The following is a 629-nucleotide window of genomic DNA, read 5'->3' on the forward strand; positions in this document are numbered from 1 at the left end:
GACCCAATATCCACTGATAACCATAGCTCACACCTGCACCATAAAAATAGCCTTGGTAACGGTGGTCTTTCAATTCAGACAGCCTACCAACTGGGATATCAAGACCTCCGATATTGTACTGACCACCATGTGCATGAAGCCCCACAAAGTGACCATTGAACACATCACAAAACCAGTAACGCACCTCTGGCTGAACCAACCAATGTTTTAATGTAGACTTCTCTCCAAACTTCCACAAGCTCATACCACCACCCAGCTCAAGGGTGGTCTTATCGCTCATCCTCATCTCAATGGCAGCATTGGGAGAGGTCGTAGCTGCATACAACAAGTTAGTCTTGACTGCAACCTTCTGTGCATCCGCATTGCCAATGGAAAACAATACAGCAATGAGAAGCATGAACGAGAAACGACAAATGGATTTTCCGAACTTCATAACTAATTATTCAATCTTATATACATTCTCTAGTGCTGAGAGCCTGAAGTAACCCTCAGTACAAGCACTACATATTACTCACCAAACAAAAAAATCAGATACCGCCTCCGAAAAGAAGCAGCATCTGATGCCAAGGGTATATGAATTAAAGCTGTAGCAATAAGAATGTGCTACAGGAAAAACCGAAACCGGTAAG

1 protein-coding gene is annotated in these 629 nt (G+C 43.2%); it reads right to left on the reverse strand.

What is annotated here, in order from left to right:
* Positions 1-433: DUF3575 domain-containing protein (locus IX315_RS09645; protein ID WP_211837425.1), on the reverse strand; the 433-nt coding region annotated here is incomplete at its 3' end.
* Between the last annotated feature and the right edge of the window lie 196 nt (positions 434-629).

This window comes from Porphyromonas levii (assembly GCF_018206105.1).
Taxonomy (GTDB): Bacteria; Bacteroidota; Bacteroidia; order Bacteroidales; family Porphyromonadaceae; genus Porphyromonas_A; species Porphyromonas_A levii.